This window comes from Zoogloea sp. GW822-FHT05C07 (assembly GCF_058800215.1).
In genome coordinates this window covers 1,314,520-1,333,434 of record NZ_CM179510.1, presented here as the reverse complement: position 1 = coordinate 1,333,434, position 18,915 = coordinate 1,314,520, and the positions used below count along the sequence as shown (strand labels likewise).

General features: G+C 64.3%; 18 protein-coding genes and 4 tRNA genes. 19 read left to right on the top strand and 3 right to left on the bottom strand.

Features of this window, described 5'->3' with window-relative positions:
- On the top strand, positions 1 to 1,443 hold the full coding sequence (locus AC3QL2_RS06370; RefSeq protein WP_493231749.1) for a nickel-dependent hydrogenase large subunit: 1,443 nt from the start codon (positions 1 to 3) through the stop codon (positions 1,441 to 1,443).
- A 21-nt stretch (positions 1,444 to 1,464) separates the two neighbouring features.
- Here the strand turns inward: AC3QL2_RS06370 and AC3QL2_RS06365 are convergent, their stop codons facing one another.
- Positions 1,465 to 2,352, bottom strand: coding sequence for an SH3 domain-containing protein (locus tag AC3QL2_RS06365; RefSeq protein WP_493231751.1), 888 nt, complete (start codon positions 2,350 to 2,352; stop codon positions 1,465 to 1,467).
- A 216-nt stretch (positions 2,353 to 2,568) separates the two neighbouring features.
- Here AC3QL2_RS06365 and AC3QL2_RS06360 point away from each other — a divergent pair, with 216 nt between their 5' ends.
- Complete coding sequence (locus AC3QL2_RS06360; protein WP_493231752.1) at positions 2,569 to 3,588, top strand: SPM autocatalytic domain-containing protein; 1,020 nt, start codon at positions 2,569 to 2,571, stop codon at positions 3,586 to 3,588.
- Between the two features lie 11 nt (positions 3,589 to 3,599).
- Here AC3QL2_RS06360 and AC3QL2_RS06355 read toward each other — a convergent pair whose 3' ends face one another.
- Positions 3,600 to 4,037 carry an acyl-CoA thioesterase gene (locus AC3QL2_RS06355; RefSeq protein ID WP_493231754.1) on the bottom strand — a complete coding sequence of 146 codons (438 nt, stop codon included), beginning with the start codon at positions 4,035 to 4,037 and terminating at the stop codon, positions 3,600 to 3,602.
- A gap of 127 nt (positions 4,038 to 4,164) precedes the next feature.
- Between AC3QL2_RS06355 and nikR the strand changes: the two genes are divergently transcribed.
- The 5 genes from nikR to rhtB all read left to right on the top strand — a co-directional run bounded on the left by nikR (position 4,165) and on the right by rhtB (position 8,615).
- On the top strand, positions 4,165 to 4,653 hold the full coding sequence (gene nikR / locus AC3QL2_RS06350) for a nickel-responsive transcriptional regulator NikR (RefSeq protein ID WP_493231755.1): 489 nt from the start codon (positions 4,165 to 4,167) through the stop codon (positions 4,651 to 4,653).
- 2 nt (positions 4,654 to 4,655) lie between these two features.
- A complete protein-coding gene (locus tag AC3QL2_RS06345; protein ID WP_493231756.1) occupies positions 4,656 to 6,026 on the top strand; it encodes a sensor histidine kinase in 1,371 nt (456 codons plus the stop codon).
- A gap of 157 nt (positions 6,027 to 6,183) precedes the next feature.
- Positions 6,184 to 7,008 carry a HoxN/HupN/NixA family nickel/cobalt transporter gene (locus tag AC3QL2_RS06340; RefSeq protein WP_493231758.1) on the top strand — a complete coding sequence of 275 codons (825 nt, stop codon included), beginning with the start codon at positions 6,184 to 6,186 and terminating at the stop codon, positions 7,006 to 7,008.
- 260 nt (positions 7,009 to 7,268) lie between these two features.
- Positions 7,269 to 7,991: an energy transducer TonB gene (locus AC3QL2_RS06335; protein WP_493231759.1), complete on the top strand. Its 723-nt coding sequence runs from the start codon at positions 7,269 to 7,271 to the stop codon at positions 7,989 to 7,991.
- Between the two features lie 12 nt (positions 7,992 to 8,003).
- Positions 8,004 to 8,615, top strand: a complete 612-nt coding sequence (gene rhtB / locus AC3QL2_RS06330; protein ID WP_493231761.1) for a homoserine/homoserine lactone efflux protein — start codon at positions 8,004 to 8,006, stop codon at positions 8,613 to 8,615.
- An 8-nt stretch (positions 8,616 to 8,623) separates the two neighbouring features.
- Here rhtB and AC3QL2_RS06325 read toward each other — a convergent pair whose 3' ends face one another.
- A complete protein-coding gene (locus tag AC3QL2_RS06325) occupies positions 8,624 to 9,442 on the bottom strand; it encodes an HDOD domain-containing protein (RefSeq protein WP_493231762.1) in 819 nt (272 codons plus the stop codon).
- Between the two features lie 116 nt (positions 9,443 to 9,558).
- Here AC3QL2_RS06325 and AC3QL2_RS06320 point away from each other — a divergent pair.
- From AC3QL2_RS06320 to rpoB, 12 genes are all read left to right on the top strand, one after another.
- Positions 9,559 to 9,643: transfer RNA gene (locus AC3QL2_RS06320), tRNA-Tyr, on the top strand.
- Positions 9,644 to 9,719: 76 nt separating this feature from the next.
- A tRNA-Gly gene (locus tag AC3QL2_RS06315) sits at positions 9,720 to 9,793 on the top strand.
- A gap of 15 nt (positions 9,794 to 9,808) precedes the next feature.
- Positions 9,809 to 9,883, top strand: a tRNA-Thr gene (locus AC3QL2_RS06310).
- Between the two features lie 63 nt (positions 9,884 to 9,946).
- Positions 9,947 to 11,137, top strand: a complete 1,191-nt coding sequence (gene tuf / locus AC3QL2_RS06305) for an elongation factor Tu (protein ID WP_493231764.1) — start codon at positions 9,947 to 9,949, stop codon at positions 11,135 to 11,137.
- A gap of 61 nt (positions 11,138 to 11,198) precedes the next feature.
- Positions 11,199 to 11,274 (top strand) — tRNA-Trp (locus AC3QL2_RS06300).
- Between the two features lie 24 nt (positions 11,275 to 11,298).
- Positions 11,299 to 11,652 (top strand): preprotein translocase subunit SecE, encoded by a 354-nt coding sequence (gene secE / locus AC3QL2_RS06295; protein WP_079432637.1) that lies wholly within the window; start codon positions 11,299 to 11,301, stop codon positions 11,650 to 11,652.
- Positions 11,649 to 12,182: a transcription termination/antitermination protein NusG gene (gene nusG, locus AC3QL2_RS06290; RefSeq protein WP_481117508.1), complete on the top strand. Its 534-nt coding sequence runs from the start codon at positions 11,649 to 11,651 to the stop codon at positions 12,180 to 12,182. Before secE ends, nusG begins: the two co-directional genes overlap by 4 nt.
- Before the next feature lie 93 nt (positions 12,183 to 12,275).
- Entirely contained in the window at positions 12,276 to 12,707 is a 432-nt protein-coding gene (rplK, locus tag AC3QL2_RS06285) for a 50S ribosomal protein L11 (protein ID WP_169148540.1), read from the top strand.
- Between the two features lies 1 nt (position 12,708).
- Positions 12,709 to 13,413 (top strand): 50S ribosomal protein L1, encoded by a 705-nt coding sequence (gene rplA / locus AC3QL2_RS06280; RefSeq protein ID WP_493231767.1) that lies wholly within the window; start codon positions 12,709 to 12,711, stop codon positions 13,411 to 13,413.
- Between the two features lie 225 nt (positions 13,414 to 13,638).
- A complete protein-coding gene (gene rplJ / locus AC3QL2_RS06275; RefSeq protein ID WP_493231768.1) occupies positions 13,639 to 14,139 on the top strand; it encodes a 50S ribosomal protein L10 in 501 nt (166 codons plus the stop codon).
- 50 nt (positions 14,140 to 14,189) lie between these two features.
- Positions 14,190 to 14,564 carry a 50S ribosomal protein L7/L12 gene (gene rplL, locus AC3QL2_RS06270; RefSeq protein WP_481119514.1) on the top strand — a complete coding sequence of 125 codons (375 nt, stop codon included), beginning with the start codon at positions 14,190 to 14,192 and terminating at the stop codon, positions 14,562 to 14,564.
- Between the two features lie 195 nt (positions 14,565 to 14,759).
- Positions 14,760 to 18,890 carry a DNA-directed RNA polymerase subunit beta gene (gene rpoB / locus AC3QL2_RS06265; protein ID WP_493231770.1) on the top strand — a complete coding sequence of 1,377 codons (4,131 nt, stop codon included), beginning with the start codon at positions 14,760 to 14,762 and terminating at the stop codon, positions 18,888 to 18,890.
- The last annotated feature ends 25 nt before the right edge of the window (positions 18,891 to 18,915 follow it).

The following is an 18,915-nucleotide window of genomic DNA, read 5'->3' as shown; positions in this document are numbered from 1 at the left end:
ATGACGCGTGTAACGGTAGGCCCCTTCAACCGCGTGGAGGGCGACCTGGAGGTCAGCCTGGAGATGGAGAACGGGCGGGTGGCCGCGGCCTACGTCAATTCGCCGCTGTTCCGCGGCTTCGAGCAGATCCTGGTCGGCCGCGAGGCGCTGGATGCGCTGGTGATCGTGCCGCGCATCTGCGGCATCTGTTCGGTGTCCCAGTCGGCCGCTGCCGCTGCTGCGCTGGCCGACCTGGCCGGCGTGCAGCCGACGCCCAATGGCCGCCGGATGGGCAACCTGATCCTCGCCGCCGAGAACCTGGCCGACCATTTCACCCATTTCTACCTGTTCTTCATGCCGGATTTCGCCCGCGAGGCCTACCGGGCGCGGGCCTGGTTCCCGGCCGCCGAGGCGCGCTTCAAGGCGGTCAACGGAACGGCGACGCGCGACGCACTGCCGGCACGGGCGGGCTTCCTGCAGATCATGGGCCTGCTCGCCGGCAAGTGGCCCCATTCGCTGACGCTGCAGCCGGGCGGCGTGGCGCGGGCACCCCAGGCGGCCGAGCGCCTGCGGGTTTTTGCTGCGCTGCGGGAGTTTCGCGGCTGGCTGGAGCGGCAGCTGTTCGGCGACAAGCTGGAGGCCATCGCGGCCCTCGATTCCCAGGTCGCACTGCATCGCTGGATGGACAGCCGGCCGGCGGAGGTCAGCGATTTCCGCCTGTTCCTGGAGATCGCCGAGGATCTGCAGTTGGCGCGCTACGGCCGCGGCACGGACCGCTTCCTGAGCCATGGCGCCTATCCGAAAGCCGGCGGCGGCTGGCTGTTTCCGCGCGGCGTGCTCGACTTGCCGGCGGGGGCGCTGCAGCCCTTCCTGCCCGGCGACGTGCTGGAGGATGTCAGCCATGCCTGGCTGGAGGACGAGCCGCCGCGCCATCCGTCAGAAGGCGAAACGCGGCCGGTGGAGGACAAGCCGGGCGCCTACACGTGGTGCAAGGCGCCGCGCTGGCAGCAGCAGGTGGTGGAGTGCGGCGCGCTGGCCCGCCAGGTCGTCGCCGGCCATCCGCTGATCCGCGAACTGGTGGCCCAGGGCGGCGGCAATGTGTTCAGCCGGGTCGTTGCGCGTCTGCTGGAGCTGGCAATCGTTGTGCCGGCGATGGAGAACTGGCTGCGCGACGTGGACGACAGCCCGTTCTGCGCCCAGGTGGCGTTGCCCGGCGACGGGCGCGGCGTCGGCCTGGTGGAGGCGGCCCGCGGAGCATTGGGGCACTGGGTCACCCTGCGCGGCGGGCACATCAGCCGTTATCAGATCATCGCGCCGACGACCTGGAACTTCTCGCCGCGGGACGCCGCGGATATTCCCGGCGCTCTGGAGCAGGCCCTGGTCGGCCTGCCGGAAGACCAGCCCCTGCTGGTGCAGCACGTGGTGCGCAGTTTCGATCCCTGCATGGTCTGCACCGTCCACTGAGCAATAGGGCGGAGGGGCGTATCAGCGGTTCCCCTGGCGCTCTTCCCGCTGCCCTTCCTGATGCTGCGGGCCACGGTCGTGGCCGGTGCCGCGTTCTTGGCGTGGCGGTTGTGCTTCGTGCTGCGGCTCGGGGCGGGCAGGCGGCGGTGTGAAGGCCCGCGGCGGCTCCTGGCGTGGTGCGGCGTGTTGTTCCTGGCGGGGCGGGGTGTTCGGCATGCTGCCGCCGTGCCAGCCGGGATTCTGGGCCGGCATGGCGTTGCGCGGAGGCTGCTGCTGTTGCTGGGGCATGACCTCCTGGCGCGGCGGCCGGTTGCGTTCCCGTTCCCTGTCGCCGTCACGTTCGCGCTCACGCTCGGCCTCCCGGCGCCCTTGTTCGCGTTCCCAGCCCCTCTCCTGTCCCCTCTCGTGCTCCCGATCGCGGTCGAAGCGTGGCGCCGGGTAGGGCTGGCTCCAGCCGCCCGGCGGCGGCATGGCCCGCTGCGGATGCATGATGGGTGCAGCCGGGGGCGGCCGGTCACGCCAGCGGTCGCGGTCGCCGTACCAGGGCTGGCGACGGTAATGTGCTCCCCAGTAGTCGCCGATGAAGAAGCTGATCAGCGGGATGCCGAGCGTCGGTCCGTACTGCAGGATCGGTACGCTGCTGCCTCCCCAGGGGTAGTACAGGCTGCCGGCGTAGACCCAGCCGCGGGCCCCGAAGGACAGCTGCACGTCGCACCACTGGTAGTCCGACAGGCAGCCGAACAGGCGGGCTTCCATGCCCGGTGCCAGCGTCATCAGGATGGGGTAATCGGGCGCCGGGCCCGCGAACAGCTGGACAGGTTCCGCGATCAACACGGTCTGGGCCTGGGCGGCGGCAGGCAAAAGAACGGCCGCGAAGGCAAGGGGGCGGAGCAGACGGACGACGGGCATGATGGGCTCCCGGAGTGGGCCGGGTCAGGGCAAGGGCGAAGGTTCCTGCTTTTTATCTTAGAGCCCCTTCGTAAGCGCTTCGACAGGACTCTGTAAGCGCAGATTACCACCGCTGGCCGGGAGCCATGAAAGCCTGTCGGCCCCTCATGTGGCGGTAAAGTTGCCGGGCGAGGCGCCGTAGAGCAGGGCATCTTCACGTCTGTACCGAGGTTTGCCATGAAAATCGCCGCATCCAGCATGGATATGCAAGCCAGCCATCGCAGCCAGGCCACGCTGGCGGTGGACGAGCGCCTGTCGGCGTGGGGCGGGCGTCGGCCGGATGGCGCCGCCGGTCAGAGCCGCATCGCGCGCAGCGTGGTGGTGTCCCAGGCGGCCCGCCAGGCCCTCCGCCAGGAACAGGCCCAGGCTTCTGCCACGGTTGCCAAGTCGGGTGACGACGACGGGACCAAGAACGATCCCAAGCTGGCGTTGCTCAAGACCATCATCGAGCAACTGACCGGCCAGCGAATCCGCCTGATGTCGGTCGATTCGCTGAGCACCGCGCAGCAGGCGGGGGGCACGGTACAGGCCGCGCAGTTCGGCATTGCCTACGACCGCACGGAAACCCGTACCGAGTCGGAGGAAACCCATTTCGAGGCGAGCGGCACGATCCAGACCGCCGACGGCAAGCGCATCGATTTCAGCGTTGCGCTGTCGATGGCGCGCAGCGAGACGACGACCAGCAGCGTGAGCCTGCGGGCCGGCAATGCGGTGAGCAAGGATCCGCTGGTAATCAATTTTTCCGGTGAGGCGGCCAGCCTCAGCAGCCAGCGCTTCAGTTTTGATCTGATGGGCGACGGCCAGCAGGTGGACATGCCGCTGCTCGGCCAGGGCAGCGGCTTCCTGGTGCTCGATGCGGTGGGCGGCGGTAAGGTGACTTCGGGTAAGCAGCTTTTCGGGCCGGCCAGTGGTGACGGCTTTGCCGACCTGGCCAAGTACGACGGCGATGCCAGCGGCTGGATCGACGAGGCCGACGCGGTGTTCGACCGCCTCGGCGTGTGGACGCCCGACGCCAGCGGTGGCGGCAGCGTGCGCTCCCTGCGCGATGCCGGTGTCGGCGCGCTGTACCTGGGCCGCACGGCGACCCCGTTCACGCTGAAGGAAGGCGCTGCGCTGGGCGCCGTGCGCAGCACCGGTGTCTACGTGGCCGAGGACGGCCACGTGGGGACGATGCAGCAGGTGGATGTGAACGTCTGAGCGCTGCGGGCTCAGGCGATTTCCGGGGCGCCGATCTTGGCCCTGAAGGCGGGCGGGATGAGGGCGGCGCGCTTGGCGGTGTAATCGAAGAACAGGATGCCCATCTTGCCGCGTGCCACTTCGCGGCCGCTGGCCTTGTCGGCGACCGTCCACATCAGGTCGAAGCCGTACTTGTTGAAATCGGCGGGCGCCATCGAGAACGCCAGGGTCTCGCCGTGGAAGGCTTCTGACTTGTATTGCAGTGCGGCATCGGCGACCACGATCCCGACCCCTTCCACGTCCAACTCGTCGTAGCCGAAGGAGCGGAAGAAGCGCACCCGCGCCTCCGACAGCAGCCCGATGAGGGCGGCGTTGTCCAGGTGCTGGGCCTTGTTGATGTGGGTGATGTAGATCGGGATGTCGGTCGAGAAGAGGAACTGCTCGGGCAGTTCGATCTGGATGCGGGCCATGGGATGTCCTCGGGGGCGATAGGTCTGTCATTCGATTATCGCAGTGCAGCGAAGCGCATGGGGCGTCGATTGCGGTGCGCCGGGGCGAGAGGCAGAATGCTTTGCCTGACCTTGCCTGGAGCGCCCCGTGGAACGTTTCACCATCTCCCTCGACGAAGACCTGGCCCGCGAGTTCGATGCGCTGATCGCCGCCCGTGGTTACTCGAACCGTTCCGAGGCGGTGCGCGACATCCTGCGCGCCCAGCTGGAAAGCAACCGGCTGGCGCGGGAAGAGGCGGGGCACTGCATCGCCAACCTGTCCTACGTTTATAACCACCACGAGCGCGAGCTGGCGGAGCGCATCACCCACGATCAGCACGAGCACCACGACCTCTGCGTGGCGACGCTGCATGCGCACCTGGATCACGACAACTGCATGGAAAGTGTCATCCTGCGTGGGCCGACGGCTGAAGTGCGGGCCTTTGCCGATGCGCTGATCGCCAAGCCGGGCATCCGCCACGGCGCGCTGAACCTGGTGACGGCGGAATTCGGTGCGCAGAGCCATACCCACGGCCACAGCCATCCGCATGCCGATGGGCATACCCATCCCCATGGCCATTACCGGCCGCGGAGCTGAGCATGGCGGACGGTGAGCGTCGCCTGCCCGATTCCTCCGCCTTGCTGGCCGCGGCGCCGGAAGGCGTGGGGGAGGGCGCCTGGATCGACGTGATCCAGAAGATGGACGAGGTCTATTCCGACCTGCTGCAGTACGAGGTCGCCCTCGAGGAGAAGAATGCCAAGCTGGAGGAGAGCCAAGGCTTCATCCTGTCGGTGCTGACCTCGATCTCCGACATCCTGGTGGTGTGCGACCGGCGCGGGCGCATCGAGGAGGTGAACCGTTCCCTGGAGGCCTTCACCGGGCGGGGTGCGGATACGCTGCGCGGCACGCCCTTCTTCGAACTGCTGGCCGATCCGGCGGCCGTTGAGGTGGCGCACGGCTGGTTCGCGCTGCGCGGCGATGCGCCCATCCATGATTGCGAGCTGGCCCTGCGGGCTGCTGACGGCAGCGCGGTGCCGGTGTCCGTCAACTGCACGCCGCGCTATTCCTCGGTGGGCAAGTCGCTGGGGATGGTGATCACCGGGCGGCCGGTGGGGGAGCTGCGCAAGGCCTATTCGGCACTGCGCCAGGCCCACGACGACCTCAAGCGGACCCAGCAGCAGCTGCTGCACTCGGAGAAGATGGCGTCCCTCGGCCGCCTGGTGGCCGGTGTCGCCCATGAACTCAACAACCCGATCAGCTTCATCCTCGGCAACACCCATGCACTCAAGCGCTACGCGGGGCGCCTGGCGGAATACCTGGCGGCGGTGCATGCCTGCGAGCAGCCGGAGGTCCTGGGCGAGCTGCGCCAGCGGCTGCGCATCGACCGCATCCTCGGTGACCTGGATCCGCTGATCGAAGGCACCATCGAAGGGGCCGAGCGGACCCGCGACATCGTCGATGGCCTGAAGCGCTTTTCCGCGCTGGACCGGGAGGAAAGTAGCCGCTTCGACCTGGTGGCGGTGATCGGCCGCTCGGTAAACTGGGTGTGCAAGGCGGCGCCGGAGCGCTTTGCGGTGGATGTCCGCCTGCCGGCCGAATTGCCGGTGGTCGGTTCGTCGGGGCAGATGCAGCAGGTGGTGATGAACCTGGTGCAGAACGCCGGCGACGCCACTGCCGGCCAGGATACGGCGCGCCTGCAGATCGACGGGGCGATCGAGGACGGGGCGGTGGTGGTGCGCTTCCACGACAACGGCCCCGGCATCGACGCCCGCCATCTGCCGCATATCTTCGATCCCTTCTTCACCACCAAGCCGGTGGGCAGCGGAACCGGCCTGGGCCTGTCGATCAGCTATGGCATCGTCGAGCGCCATGGCGGTGCGCTGAGTGCCGGCAACCATCCCGACGGTGGTGCGGAGTTCGTGCTGCGTCTGCCGTGGGTGGGGTCTGCGGCCGCGGTGGGGAAGTCCTGAGCCGGCTGGAAAGTCGGTTTGCTGTGTGGGCGTGCCGCCGGCAGGCGGCTTGCCGTCATCAGGAGGGCGGAGCTTGCGGCGACGCGGCCCGGAGCTGTGGCACGGATGTTGTATGAACTAAGATAGTTTCTTCATACGGATCGTCTGCAATCGCCTCATGCCCGCCTTGCCTTCCGATCATCTCGCCCTCGTCCTGCTGGTCTTCGTCCTCGGCCTCAAGCATGGTTTCGACGCCGACCACCTCGCCACCATCGACGGGCTGACACGCTTCAATGCCCGCACCAACCCGGGCTGGGCGCGCTATTGCGGGACCTTGTTCTCCCTCGGCCATGGTGCCGTGGTGGTGGCCATTGCGCTGGCGGTGAGCATGCTGTCCGGGGCGTGGTCGGCGCCGGCATGGCTGGAGCTGTCGGGGGCGTGGATATCGATCGCCTTCCTGATCCTCCTCGGCGTGCTCAATTTGCGTGCGGTCTTCGCTGCCGAAGCGCACGAAATGGTGCATCCGGTGGGCCTGAAAGGACGCTGGCTGGGGCGTCTCGGGCAGGCGGCCCATCCGGGCGGGGTGGCGCTGGTGGGCGCGTTGTTCGCGTTGTCCTTCGATACGGTGAGTCAGGCGGCGCTGTTCGCGATGGCCGGTGTGCAGGCTGGCGGCTGGCTGCCGGCGGCCGGGCTGGGGCTGGTCTTCATGCTCGGCATGCTGATCGCCGACGGTGTCAATGGCTGGTGGATCGCCCGCCTGATCGCCCGCGCCGACGGTACGGCACGGGTGGCGTCGCGGGTGATGGCGCTGGCGGTGGCCGGCATGAGCCTGCTCGTGGCGGCCTATGGGCTGGCGCGGATGGTGTCGCCCGAGCTGGAAGCCTGGGGCGAGGGCAGGGAGCTGGCGCTGGGCGGCCTGGTGGTCGGGGTGGTCTTCGTCAGCTTCGTGCTGGGTCTGCGGCTGGCCCGCGGGCAGGTTGTGGCGTCCCGGACGGTGGCCTGAAGGGGGCCGTGGCGGCGGGACAGGTCCACCAACGGTGGACAATTCGGTAGCATCCGTCCCTTCGCCCTTGATCGATCTTAAGGCCGCCCGGCGGCCGGAGCGGCAGATTACGCACTGCCGCCGGATGCCGATCATGCAGGGCCGGCTGTACCGACTGACTACGACGAGTACCTCTTGAAGACCGACACATCCTCCGCCGTCGCCATCCTCGCCCGGGTTGCCGGACCAGGCCTTCCGCACGTTTTTGTGCGCCGTACGCCGTGCTGACGGATCGCGGTGTGCTGGTTGCGCTGGCGGCGTCGCTGGCACTGCACGGAGCGGCGCTGGGGCTTGGTGGGCTGGCGCCGGCCGGCGTCACGACGCCTCCGCGGGTGCTCGAGGCGCGTCTGGTGCAGGAAGAAGTGCTTCCCGAGAAGCCGAAGCTTCCACCCCGTCAGGAGTCATTGCCGCAGCAGCCAAGACATGAGCCACCCAGGCCGGAAATCCGTCATTCGCCGGTACCCGCGCCGGTGCCGGTGGTGTCGGCGCCGCCCCGACTGGTGAGCGAGACGCCGGCCGAGCGGCCCGCCGCGCCGGTGATCAGTGGGGCATCCACTGCGTCGCCTGTGGCGGCTGTCCAGGGCGGCACGCCGACGCCCAGTACGACCAGTTCCGCGGCAGGGAACGTGGGCGCCGCGTCGGCGCCGGCGTATTCACCGCCGGGCTTCGGTGCCGGCTACCTGCATAATCCGAAGCCCGCGTATCCGATGATGGCCCGGCGCCGTGGCCTGGAAGGTATCGTGCGCCTCGATGTGCGGGTGTCCGTTGATGGCATCCCGACGGCGGTCAGGGTGCGCGAGAGTTCGGGGCATGAAAGCCTCGACGAGGCGGCCACGACGGCGGTGTGGCACTGGAAGTTCGTGCCGGCCAAGCGTGGCGGGGAGCCGATCGAGGATACCGTGGTGGTGCCGGTGCGCTTCCGTCTCGGTGATGACGCAGGTTGAGTGGATAGTGATATGGCTTTGCATCTGTGGCTGGGTTTCTTCCTGACGACGCTGGTGGTGGCGCTGTCTCCGGGGCCGGGGGCCGTGCTGAGCATGAGCGTCGGGATCCGCCTGGGTTATCGCCATGCGCTGAAGGCGATTCTGGGCCTGCAGACGGCGCTGTTGCTGCAACTGGCGCTAGTGGGGCTTGGCCTGGGGGCGGTGCTGGCGGCGTCCGAGCTGGCCTTCCTGGTCATCAAGCTGGCCGGCGCGGCGTACCTGGTGTGGCTGGGGATCCAGCGTTGGCGTGAGCCCCTGGCCATCGGCGAGGCGGGGGCTGATGTGAATCGCGGGTTCTACCGCCAGGGCATCCTGGTCAATCTCGGCAATCCGAAGGCGATCGTGTTCATCGCCGCGCTGGTGCCCCAGTTCATCGATCCGCAGGCACCGCAGCCGCCACAGTTCGCGGTGATCGCGCTGACTATGTGCAGTCTGGATACCGCGGTGATGTCGTGTTACGCGTTGCTGGCGAGCCGTTTCCGTGGCGTGCTGGCCAGCCCGCGGCGGGGGCTGCTCGCCAATCGGGTCTTCGGCAGCATCTTTGTTGCCGCCGGAGCCCTGCTGGCGGGAACCTCCCGCCAGTAAACCGCGATTCAATCGCGGGCGGCGAATTCGGCAAACAGGCTGTCGAGGCCGAGCTCGTCGACGCCGAATTCTTTCTCCACAGGTTCTGCCCAGTCTGTCCAGTCCGGTGACGGCCCGTCGCGCAGGCGGCGGCCGACCGCCAGCATTAGCGTGATCCGGCGCGGAGTGTCGGCCAGCCGCGCGGCCAGATGCGGATCGTGATGGCAGCGGATCGCCTCGCAGACCACGTCGGGCAGCTTCCAGTTACGCGCGACGAGGAATCCCGCTGCGGCGTGGTCGCAGCCTGTCATTGCGTCCACCGCGCGGGTGGCGGCCTCCAGCACCGGGCCGCTGTGGCGCAGCAGGTGGGCGTGTTCGGGCGTGCGGCGCAACAGCACGGCGACGCCGGCGTCCTGCATCAGGGCTGCGAGATAGGTCGTGTCTCCCCAGGCCCGGTGTGCCGAGTCGCTACGACAGAAGAGATAGCTGAGGTCCGCGGCACGGGCGCTCGCCTGCCACAGGGCTTCGATGGCCGTGGCATCCAGGCCGGTGCAGTGGCCGCGCATCGTGGTGCTGGCGGCGGTGGCGAGGGTGCGCGTCCGGCCCAGCATGGTGATCGCCTCCAGGGCTGAGCGGGGGGCGTTGCGCGGCCGGAACACGGGAGAGTTGGCCACGCGCATCAGGGCGCCTGTCAGCGCGGGGTCGTGGACGACCGCCGCGGCGAGTTCGCGGGGCCCCGCATCTTCGTCCGCCGCTGCTGCCTGCAGGCGCAGAAAGCCGGCGCCGGGGCTCGGCAGGACTACGCCGCTAGAGAGAACGGCGGTAACGAGTGCATCCTGATCATTCATGGCGAGAGAGCTTTCCTGTTGGATGGCCCATTTCACTACAACAGGGGGCTTTCCACAAAAAACACAAATAGTGTTTGACAGCCTTTTTATGCCTGCCTATAATGCGCGTCTCGTTTGGAGGGGTTCCCGAGCGGTCAAAGGGATCAGACTGTAAATCTGACGGCACTGCCTTCGAAGGTTCGAATCCTTCCCCCTCCACCACGGTTTTGTTTTTGCTGTTTGCTTCGCCCGCTGGTTGCGGTGTTGTGAGTGGTGATTGTGAGTCGTACGTTGTAATGCGGGTGTAGCTCAATGGTAGAGCAGAAGCCTTCCAAGCTTATGACGAGGGTTCGATTCCCTTCACCCGCTCCAGGTTGAGTGTGTGAGGCCCATGTAGCTCAGTGGCAGAGCACTCCCTTGGTAAGGGAGAGGTCGGCAGTTCAATCCTGCCCATGGGCACCACGATTTGGTGCGGCAGCTCAGGGTGAGTACCCGGTTTTCTGATTTTTTTGCGGAGTTGATGACATGGCAAAGGAAAAGTTCGAGCGGAAAAAGCCGCACGTGAACGTTGGTACGATTGGTCACGTTGACCATGGCAAGACCACGCTGACGGCTGCAATCACGACCGTTCTGTCGCGCAAGTTCGGCGGCGAGGCAAAGGCCTACGACCAGATCGATGCGGCGCCGGAAGAAAAGGCTCGTGGTATCACCATCAACACCGCGCACGTCGAATACGAAACCGAGACCCGTCACTACGCTCACGTTGACTGTCCGGGTCACGCGGACTACGTGAAGAACATGATTACCGGCGCAGCCCAGATGGACGGCGCGATCCTGGTGTGTTCCGCTGCTGACGGCCCGATGCCGCAGACCCGTGAGCACATTCTGCTGGCCCGTCAGGTTGGCGTGCCGTTCATCATCGTCTATCTGAACAAGTGCGACATGGTTGACGACGAAGAGCTGCTCGAGCTGGTCGAAATGGAAGTGCGCGAGCTGCTCTCCAAGTACGACTTCCCGGGTGATGACGTGCCCATCGTCAAGGGTTCCGCCCTGAAGGCGCTGGAAGGCGATCAGTCCGATATCGGCGAGCCCTCCATCTTCCGTCTGGCCGATGCTCTGGATTCCTACATCCCGACTCCGGAACGTGCCATCGATCTGCCGTTCCTGCTGCCGATCGAAGACGTCTTCTCCATCTCCGGTCGTGGTACTGTGGTGACCGGTCGTGTTGAGCGCGGCATCGTCAAGGTTGGTGAAGAAATCGAGATCGTTGGTATCAAGCCGACCGTCAAGACGATCTGCACCGGCGTGGAAATGTTCCGCAAGCTGCTGGATCAGGGTCAGGCTGGCGACAACGTCGGCGTGCTGCTGCGCGGCACCAAGCGTGAAGACGTCGAGCGCGGCCAAGTGCTGTGCAAGCCGGGTTCCATCAAGCCGCACACCCACTTCACTGGTGAAGTGTATGTGCTGTCGAAGGAAGAAGGCGGCCGTCACACCCCGTTCTTCAATAACTACCGTCCGCAGTTCTACTTCCGTACTACGGACGTGACCGGTTCGATCTCCCTGCCGGAAGGCACCGAGATGGTCATGCCGGGCGACAACATCTCCATGACTGTCAAGCTGATTGCTCCGATCGCCATGGAAGAAGGTCTGCGTTTCGCCATCCGTGAAGGCGGTCGTACCGTCGGCGCTGGTGTCGTTGCCAAGGTTATCGAGTAAAACTCGATAGTCGTACTCGAAGTGCCCTGCTCCCCGCGGGGTTCTTCGTAGTCTCTGCTGCAGGGGTATAGCTCAACTGGCAGAGCGTCGGTCTCCAAAACCGAAGGTTGGGGGTTCGATTCCCTCTGCCCCTGCCATAGTTAATTCAGGCGCAAGTCTCAATGGCCGACAAAATCAAGTTTGCGCTGGCACTGGTTCTACTGGTGGCCGGCGTTGTGGGCTTCTATCTGCTCTCCGAGCAGGCAATGGTTCTGCGTGTTCTTTCGGTGCTCGCGGGCGTCGCGCTTTGCGCTGCTGTGGCTTGGAAGACCGAGCCTGGGCAGCGTTTTGCCGTTTTCGCTAACGAAACCGTAGCGGAAACCAAGAAAGTCGCCTGGCCTTCCCGCAAGGAAACGTTCCAGACCACCGGTATCGTCTTCGCTTTCGTGGTGATCATGGCGGTCTTCCTGTGGGTGACCGACAAGACCCTCGAATGGACCCTTTACGACCTGATCCTGGGCTGGAAAAAATCATGAGCAAGCGTTGGTACGTGGTACACGCCTATTCCGGCTTTGAAAAGTCGGTACAGCGGGCGCTCGTCGAGCGTATTGCCCGCGCTGGCATGCAGGATTTCTTCGGTCAGATTCTCGTTCCCGTCGAAGAAGTCGTAGAAATGCGGAATGGTCAGAAGAGCATCTCCGAACGCAAGTTCTTCCCCGGCTATGTGCTGGTGGAAATGGAGATGAACGACGACAGCTGGCACTTGATCAAGTCGACGCCGAAAGTCACCGGTTTCGTCGGCGGCACGGCCAACAAGCCGACCCCGATTTCCGAAAAGGAAGTCGAGAAGATCATGCAGCAGATGCGTGATGGCGTTGATAAGCCGCGTCCGAAGGTGCTGTTCGAAGTGGGTGAAATGGTCCGTGTGAAGGAAGGCCCGTTCACCGATTTCAACGGCTCCGTCGAAGAGGTCAATTACGAAAAGAGCAAGATCCGCGTCTCGGTGACCATCTTTGGTCGTGCGACGCCGGTCGAACTGGATTTCAGTCAGGTCGAAAAGACTTGACTCCGCTAGGGCGCTACGGCGCCCTGTTTTGAGCCCGCAAGGGCAGAGGAGCGTGGGTTTTCCGCGCGCTAGTACTCAATAAGGAGTTGCCGAATGGCAAAGAAGATTATTGGCTACATCAAGCTGCAGGTTCCTGCAGGCAAAGCCAACCCCAGCCCCCCGATCGGTCCCGCTCTCGGTCAGCGCGGCCTCAACATCATGGAGTTCTGCAAGGCGTTCAACGCCCAGACCCAAGGTGTCGAGCCCGGTCTGCCGATCCCCGTCGTGATCACCGCCTTCGCGGACAAGAGCTTCACCTTCGTGATGAAGTCTCCCCCGGCCACGATCCTGATCAAGAAGGCCGCCGGTATCCAGAAGGGCTCTCCGAAGCCCCATACCGACAAGGTTGGCACGATCACCAAGGCCCAGTGTGAAGAAATCGCCAAGGTCAAGGTCAAGGATCTCACCGCCGCTGACGTCGAAGCCGCTATCCGTACCATCGCTGGCTCCGCTCGCAGCATGGGCATCACCGTGGAGGGCCTCTAACATGGCAAAGTTGTCCAAGCGTGTTCTGGCCCTGCGTGCCAAGGTCGATCGTAACAAGACCTACCCGCTGACCGAAGCCCTGACCCTGGTCAAGGAAAACGCCACTGCCAAGTTCGACGAATCCGTCGATATCGCGGTGAACCTCGGCGTTGATGCCAAGAAGTCCGACCAACTGGTTCGTGGCTCCGTGGTGCTGCCCGCCGGCACCGGCAAGACCGTTCGTGTCGCCGTGTTCGCCCAGGGCGACAAGGCTGAAGCCGCCCGTGCGGCCGGCGCCGATGTGGTTGGTTTCGACGACCTCGCCGAGCAGGTGAAGGGCGGCACGATCGATTTCGATCTGTGCATCGCCACGCCGGACGCCATGCGCGTCGTCGGCGCCCTTGGCCAGATCCTCGGCCCCCGTGGCCTGATGCCGAACCCGAAGGTCGGCACCGTGACCATGGACGTGACCACCGCTGTCAAGAACGCCAAGGCCGGTCAGGTTCAGTACCGTACCGACAAGGCCGGTCTGATCCACGCCACCGTGGGCCGTGCTTCCTTCTCCGTGGAAGCGCTGCAGCAGAACATCAACGCCCTCATCGACGCGCTGGTCAAGGCCAAGCCCGCCGCTTCCAAGGGTGTGTATCTCCGCAAGGTTGCCGTGTCGTCCACCATGGGCGCCGGTGTTCGCGTGGAACCTGCTACTGCCGCCGCGCAGCAGCAATAAGAACTTTGGGACGGCTGATCACCGCAGGGTGGCCGGCCGGATCGTCAAAGACCGCAGGTGCAGTCCGGTTCCGGCCGGACGGCTTAATCATAGAAAACCTGCGTAGACGGTGCCCCAGACAGGATTTTCCGCTTTTCGTGCCAACGAAAGGTAAAGCTCCTGATCCAGGTCGCCGTAGGTGCGATGAAGTTTTCATCGCGTGTTGACTTGATAGGAGGAAAGACCTTGAGTCTGAATCTCGACGACAAGAAGGCCGTAGTGGCCGAGGTGTCGGCACAAGTAGCGAACGCCCAGACCATCGTCGTGGCTGAGTACGCAGGCATCGAGGTGGGCAATCTCACCGTCCTGCGCGCCAAGGCCCGTGATGCCGGCGTTTACCTGCGCGTGCTGAAGAACACCCTGGCCCGTCGTGCCGTGGCTGAAACGTCCTTCGCTGCGCTGGCCGATCAAATGACCGGCCCGCTGATCTATAGCATCTCCGCTGACCCCGTGGCTGCCGCCAAGGTTCTCGCCGATTTCGCGAAGACCAACGACAAGCTGGTGCTGAAGGCTGGCTCTTATGCCGGCAACGTGCTCGACAAGGCCGGCGTGCAAGCCCTGGCCGCGATCCCGAGCCGCGAAGAACTGCTCGCCAAGCTGCTGGGCGTCATGCAGGCCCCGGTGTCCGGCTTTGCCGGTCTGCTGGCCGCACTCGCCAAGAAGCGTGAAGAAGAAGCCGCGGCCTGATCGCTCGATCCCCGGCAAAACGTACGAAATTAGATCTGGAGTATTTTGAGATGGCAATCACCAAAGAAGACATCCTCGAAGCCGTTGGCGCGCTGACCGTTATGGAACTGAACGACCTGGTCAAGGCGTTCGAAGAGAAGTTCGGCGTGTCCGCCGCTGCCATGGCCGTCGCCGCTCCTGGCGCCGCCGGTGCTGCTGCCGCTGTTGAAGAGCAGACCGAATTCACCGTCGTGCTGAATGCCGCCGGCGACAAGAAGGTTGAAGTGATTAAGGTTGTCCGTGCCGTTACCGGCCTGGGCCTGAAGGAAGCCAAGGACCTCGTCGATGGCGCTCCGAAGCCCGTGAAGGAAGGCATCGCCAAGGCTGACGCCGAAGCTCTGAAGAAGCAGCTTGAAGACGCTGGCGCGAAGGTCGAAATCAAGTAATTTTGATTTCCCGCAAGGGGCTGATGCCATTTTGGCATCGGCCCTTTTGCGCTTTCTATTTTCTGTTTTACCCGTCCAAGCCAGACGACAAAAAAGAGCGTTCGATGCAGATTAAAGCGCGACATGCGTTGAATCAAGTGTCCGAAATGCTGTCTTTTGTCTTCTGACGTCCGACTTCTCAGACCCGGAGCATCTATGGCGTACTCCTACACCGAGAAAAAGCGTATTCGTAAAAGCTTCGCCAAGCGCGCAGCTGTAAAGAATGTGCCTTATCTGCTGGCCACTCAGCTTGAATCCTACGCGTCCTTCCTGCAAGCAGAAACTCTGCCGGCAGCCCGGGCAAACCAGGGTCTTCAAGCTGCCTTCAACTCCATTTTTCCGATTACCAGCCACAGCGGCAATGCTCGGCTGGAATTCGTGCAATTCAATCTCGGTGAGCCTGCCTTCGATGTGAAGGAATGTCAGCAACGCGGCCTTACGTATGCATCGCCGCTGCGGGCACGGGTCCGTCTGGTCATTCTGGACAAGGAAGCGGCCAAGGAGACCATCAAGGAAGTCAAGGAGCAGGAAGTGTACATGGGCGAGATTCCGCTCATGACCAACAACGGCTCCTTCGTCGTGAACGGTACCGAGCGGGTCATCGTGTCCCAGCTGCACCGTTCGCCGGGCGTCTTCTTCGAGCACGATCGCGGCAAGACCCACTCCTCGGGCAAGCTGCTGTTCTCCGCCCGCATCATTCCCTACCGTGGCTCCTGGCTCGACTTCGAGTTCGATCCGAAGGACTACCTGTATTTCCGCGTGGACCGTCGCCGCAAGATGCCGGTGACCATCCTGCTGAAGGCGATCGGCATGACGCCGGAAGAGATTCTGGCCACCTTCCACGATTTTGAGAAGTTTTCGCTGCTGGATGACGGCGCCCAGTTCGGCCTGGTTCCGGATCGTCTGCGCGGCGAGATGGCCAAGTTCGACGTTGTGGACGCGTCCGGCAAGGTCATCGTGACCAAGGACAAGCGGATCACCGCCAAGCACATCCGTGAGCTGGCGACCGCCGGCATCGACATGGTGACTGTGCAGGACGACTTCCTGCTCGGCCGCGTGCTGGCGACCAATATCGTCAGCCCGGATGGCGAACTCGTTGCGCGTGCCAACGAAGAGATCACCGAAGACGTTCTCGACAAGCTGCGGGACGCCGGTGTCACTGATTTCAACACGCTGTACCTGAACGATCTGGACCGCGGTTCGCACATCTCCCAGACCCTGCGCACGGACGAAACCGCCGACCAGTGGGCTGCCCGTGTCGCGATCTACCGCATGATGCGTCCGGGTGAGCCGCCCACGGAGGATGCCGTCGAGGCGCTGTTCCAGGGCCTGTTCTACCTGCCCGAGCGCTACGACCTGTCGGTCGTCGGTCGCATGAAGTTCAATCGCCGCGCCTATCCGGAAAAGCTGGACGACAAGGCGCCGGAATGGCAGAAGCGCCTGTACGAAACCGTCGGCCCTAAGGACGGCGAAGGTCCGGGCACCCTGTCCAACGAGGACATCCTGGCGGTCGTCGGCGTGCTGGTCGAACTGCGTAACGGCCGTGGCGAGATCGACGATATCGATCACCTCGGTAACCGTCGCGTGCGTTCCGTCGGCGAACTGGCCGAGAACCAGTTCCGCGCCGGTCTGGTGCGTGTCGAGCGTGCGGTGAAGGAGCGTCTGGGTCAGGCCGAGAGCGACAACCTGATGCCCCACGACCTGATCAACGCCAAGCCGATCAGCGCTGCGATCAAGGAATTCTTCGGTTCCAGCCAGCTGTCCCAGTTCATGGACCAGACCAACCCGCTGGCCGAGATCACCCACAAGCGCCGCGTGTCGGCCCTTGGCCCGGGCGGTCTGACCCGCGAGCGTGCCGGCTTTGAAGTGCGAGACGTGCACCCGACCCACTACGGCCGCGTGTGTCCTATCGAAACGCCGGAAGGCCCGAACATCGGTCTGATCAACTCGCTGGCACTGTTCGCCCGCACCAACCAGTACGGCTTCCTCGAAACCCCGTACCGCAAGGTGGCTGACGGCAAGATCACCGACCAGATCGACTACCTGTCCGCCATCGAGGAAGGCCAGTACGTGATCGCCCAGGCGAACGCGGAAATCGATGCTGAAGGTAAGCTGATCGACGAGCTGGTGTCCTGCCGTATCCGCGGCGAATCGATGCTGGTGACCGCCGACCAGATCCAGTACATGGACGTGGCGCCGGGTCAGATCGTGTCCGTGGCAGCCTCGCTGATTCCGTTCCTGGAGCACGACGATGCGAACCGTGCACTGATGGGCGCCAACATGCAGCGTCAGGCCGTGCCCTGCCTGCGTCCGGAGAAGCCATTCGTCGGTACCGGTATCGAGCGCACCGTGGCGGTGGACTCGGGTACTGCCGAGCAGGCTCTTCGCGGTGGTGTCGTAGACTACGTGGACGCCAACCGCGTCGTGATCCGTGTGAACGACGATGAAACCGTTGCCGGTGAAGTCGGCGTCGACATCTACAACCTGATCAAGTACACCCGTTCCAACCAGAACACCAACATCAACCAGCGTCCGGTGGTGAAGGTGGGCGACAAGGTTGCGCGCGGTGACGTGATCGCCGACGGTGCTTCCACCGACATGGGCGAACTGGCTCTCGGCCAGAACATGTTGATCGCCTACATGACCTGGAACGGCTACAACTTCGAAGATTCGATCCTGATCTCCGAACGCGTGGTTGCCGACGACCGCTTCACCTCGATCCACATCGAGGAACTGACCGTCGTCGCCCGTGACACCAAGCTGGGTCCTGAGGAAATCACCCGCGACATCGCGTCGCTGGGCGAAGCCCAACTGTCCCGTCTGGACGAGTCCGGCATCGTTTACATCGGTGCCGAAGTCGAAGCCGGTGACGTGCTGGTCGGCAAGGTCACGCCCAAGGGCGAAACCCAGCTGACGCCGGAAGAGAAGCTGCTGCGCGCGATCTTCGGCGAGAAGGCTTCCGACGTGAAGGACACCTCGCTGCGCGTGCCGTCCGGCATGAACGGCGTGGTCATCGACGTGCAGGTGTTCACCCGCGAAGGCATCGAGCGCGACAAGCGTGCCCAGTCGATCATCGACGACATGCTGCGCGGCTTCAAGACCGATCTGGCCGACCAGATGCGTATCGTGGAGCGTGACGCTTTCGAACGTATCGAGCGGATGATCATCGGCCAGCCCGCCAACGGCGGTCCGAAGCGTCTCGCCAAGGGTGCCGTGATCACCAAGGAATACCTGGACGGCGTCGAGCACTACACCTGGTTCGACATCCGCATGGCCGATGAAGCCATCGCGGCCCAGATGGAAGCCGTGCGCGAAGCCCTCGAGAAGACCCGCAAGGACTTCGACCTGGCTTTCGAAGCCAAGAAGAAGAAGCTCACCCAGGGCGACGAACTGCCGCCGGGCGTGCAGAAGATGGTCAAGGTCTACCTCGCCGTGAAGCGCCGTCTGCAGCCTGGCGACAAGATGGCCGGCCGTCACGGTAACAAGGGTGTGGTCTCCAAGATCGTCCCGGTTGAAGACATGCCGTACATGGAAGACGGCACGCCGATGGACATCGTGCTGAACCCGCTGGGCGTTCCGTCGCGGATGAACATCGGTCAGGTGCTGGAAACCCATCTCGGCTGGGCTGCCAAGGGCCTCGGCAACAAGATCGACAGCATGCTGCGCGCCAAGGCCAGTGCCGCCGAGGTTCGCGGTTTCCTGGAAGAGATCTATAACGATAGTGGCAAGCCGGAAGAGATCAGCGACTTCACCGAAGTCGAGGTGTTCGAGCTGGCGCACAACCTGCGCAAGGGCGTGCCGTTCGCGACGCCGGTCTTTGACGGCGCCGAAGAAGGCGAGATCCAGGGGATGCTCGAGTTGGCAGGTCTGCCGTCCAGCGGTCAGGTTAACCTGTTCGACGGCCGCACCGGCGAGCCCTTCGAGCGTCAGGTGACCGTCGGCTACAAGCACATGCTGAAGCTGCACCACTTGGTCGATGACAAGATGCACGCCCGTTCCACCGGCCCGTACTCCCTGGTTACCCAGCAGCCGCTGGGCGGTAAGGCGCAGTTCGGCGGCCAGCGTTTCGGTGAAATGGAAGTGTGGGCACTTGAAGCCTACGGTGCTGCCTACACGCTGCAGGAAATGCTGACCGTCAAGTCGGATGACGTGACCGGCCGGACCAAGGTGTACGAAAACATCGTCAAGGGCGAGCACAAGATTGATGCCGGCATGCCGGAATCCTTCAACGTGCTGGTCAAGGAAATTCGCTCTCTGGCCATCGATATCGATCTGGACCGCTACTAAGCGCCCCATGTCGACGATGCGTGCT

Excerpts from the sequence above, each read along its gene's own strand:
- AC3QL2_RS06370 (WP_493231749.1), top strand. The coding sequence starts at position 1 with ATGACGCGTGTAACGGTAGGCCCCTTCAACCGCGTGGAGGGCGACCTG.
- AC3QL2_RS06365 (WP_493231751.1), bottom strand. The coding sequence starts at position 2,352 with ATGCCCGTCGTCCGTCTGCTCCGCCCCCTTGCCTTCGCGGCCGTTCTT.
- AC3QL2_RS06360 (WP_493231752.1), top strand. The coding sequence starts at position 2,569 with ATGAAAATCGCCGCATCCAGCATGGATATGCAAGCCAGCCATCGCAGC.
- AC3QL2_RS06355 (WP_493231754.1), bottom strand. The coding sequence starts at position 4,037 with ATGGCCCGCATCCAGATCGAACTGCCCGAGCAGTTCCTCTTCTCGACC.
- AC3QL2_RS06345 (WP_493231756.1), top strand. The coding sequence starts at position 4,656 with ATGGCGGACGGTGAGCGTCGCCTGCCCGATTCCTCCGCCTTGCTGGCC.
- AC3QL2_RS06340 (WP_493231758.1), top strand. The coding sequence starts at position 6,184 with ATGCCCGCCTTGCCTTCCGATCATCTCGCCCTCGTCCTGCTGGTCTTC.
- rhtB (WP_493231761.1), top strand. The coding sequence starts at position 8,004 with ATGGCTTTGCATCTGTGGCTGGGTTTCTTCCTGACGACGCTGGTGGTG.
- AC3QL2_RS06325 (WP_493231762.1), bottom strand. The coding sequence starts at position 9,442 with ATGAATGATCAGGATGCACTCGTTACCGCCGTTCTCTCTAGCGGCGTA.
- tuf (WP_493231764.1), top strand. The coding sequence starts at position 9,947 with ATGGCAAAGGAAAAGTTCGAGCGGAAAAAGCCGCACGTGAACGTTGGT.
- secE (WP_079432637.1), top strand. The coding sequence starts at position 11,299 with ATGGCCGACAAAATCAAGTTTGCGCTGGCACTGGTTCTACTGGTGGCC.
- nusG (WP_481117508.1), top strand. The coding sequence starts at position 11,649 with ATGAGCAAGCGTTGGTACGTGGTACACGCCTATTCCGGCTTTGAAAAG.
- rplK (WP_169148540.1), top strand. The coding sequence starts at position 12,276 with ATGGCAAAGAAGATTATTGGCTACATCAAGCTGCAGGTTCCTGCAGGC.
- rplA (WP_493231767.1), top strand. The coding sequence starts at position 12,709 with ATGGCAAAGTTGTCCAAGCGTGTTCTGGCCCTGCGTGCCAAGGTCGAT.
- rplL (WP_481119514.1), top strand. The coding sequence starts at position 14,190 with ATGGCAATCACCAAAGAAGACATCCTCGAAGCCGTTGGCGCGCTGACC.
- rpoB (WP_493231770.1), top strand. The coding sequence starts at position 14,760 with ATGGCGTACTCCTACACCGAGAAAAAGCGTATTCGTAAAAGCTTCGCC.